Here is a 1,618-nt window from a genome sequence, read left to right on the forward strand (position 1 = left end):
TCTCCTTTACCACCTTTTTCATCCAGTACTTTATATCCTACCACATGAGCGCCATTAAGCTCTGCAAGATAGCGTATATACACACGGTCTGAACCTGATATGCTCAATCTAATTTTATTTAGGTACGTATTAACAAAGGTAGGGTTACCGCCAAGTACATTTATCCATTGAGAAACAGTGCTGTACTTTATGAAATTATACTGCTCTGCATTGCTCCCTGTATAAATATGTTTCACTACTTTGTCATAACCTGCAAGGGTGCCATCAACTAGCACCTTCCATTTACCGGAGTAGAGCTTTTTGTCATTGGGTTTTTGTGGAATTGGGTTAGGGACTGGAAAACGATCATTAATTGTTACAGGAGTATCAATAGCTAGATTTAAATCTCCGACGTCGTCAATTACTGCTGCATAGGCATTTTCTAACTTGGGGATGTATATTAACCCAGCCAAAAATGTAATAAGAACAACTACAGAAACAATTCTTTTAATCAAAAGCCTCATCTCCTTTCAGTAATTTTTAGAAAAAAGAAAAGAAGCTTCAGACTGAGCTGAAGCCTCTTTATATACTCGGTGGTGTAGTATATTTTGCCCTCCAAATCATTATTGTCCCATCTTTCAGGTATTCTACTGCATGGTCTAAATTTTCAGCAACGAATCTTAAAGGAAGCATTGTATATCCATTTTTCACATATACTTTTCTTGGCATTTTAACTGCTCTGCCGTCTACCAATGCTGTATCAGAGCCTATTTTCAGCACAACAGTTTTGCCTTTATCTTTTATGGTTATCTGCTGTGTTTTAGCATTGTAATCAACAACTGCTCCTAATTCTTCCATGACGCCTCGAAGTGGTATCATCGCAACACCATTATCTGATATGACTTTTGTAGGCAGTTTTTTATTATATTCTTTAAGTTCATATCTTACAGTAATATCGTCCTTACCTATCCATACATCTACACCATCCCAGTTATAGATACATTCTACCGTATAGCCGTTCCACTTAGGATCAACCAAATATTTAGTATAGGCAGGGTCTTTTAATCCTTCCCATCTGTTATAGAAGTACCGAAGTAATATATCCTTGTATTTTGTCTCCTGCCATGGAGTGCCGTTAATACTGACTAGATTTATCGTAACAAGACCTTTCCAAAAGTCGTATTTTAATGTATCAGGATGATTGTAGCGGATTTCTCCATATAAGTCTTTGTAGCTTTCTCTCAATGTAGTAATATCTCTTAATGTTGCACCGCTTCGTCCTTCTTTGTAGTAATAATCTAAATCATTTTTATAAAAAGAGCCATCAACAATAATTAATCTATCTGTATTTTTAAGCTTATCACTGTAAGCTATTTCTTTTTCTTTTCCGGGCATGATGTAGTACCAACCTAATCTATCATGGCCTTTCTCATCAGGTGATACTGCTTTTATCCATCCTTTATCTATCCACTCTTGATAGGGAAGCTGTTCTTCTTGACCTCCAGTTTGCGCAAACGCAGGAATGGATAAAAAGATTAATATGGCAGCAATTATCATAGAAATTATCTTTTTCATAGCAAAAACTCCTTTCTATTTAAATTTTTAAATAACTTTCCTTAAAATCTCTTCAATAAATTTA

1 protein-coding gene and 1 pseudogene are annotated in these 1,618 nt (G+C 35.5%); both read right to left on the bottom strand.

Features of this window, described 5'->3' with window-relative positions; all coding sequences use genetic code 11:
* A pseudogene (locus EV203_RS13255) lies at positions 1 to 503 on the bottom strand (PKD domain-containing protein); the annotation flags it as partial.
* A 58-nt stretch (positions 504 to 561) separates the two neighbouring features.
* Positions 562 to 1,554 (bottom strand): stalk domain-containing protein, encoded by a 993-nt coding sequence (locus EV203_RS13260; RefSeq protein ID WP_132040914.1) that lies wholly within the window; start codon positions 1,552 to 1,554, stop codon positions 562 to 564.
* Between the last annotated feature and the right edge of the window lie 64 nt (positions 1,555 to 1,618).

This window comes from Caldanaerobacter subterraneus, from assembly GCF_004345675.1.
Classification (GTDB): Bacteria; Bacillota; Thermoanaerobacteria; order Thermoanaerobacterales; family Thermoanaerobacteraceae; genus Thermoanaerobacter; species Thermoanaerobacter subterraneus.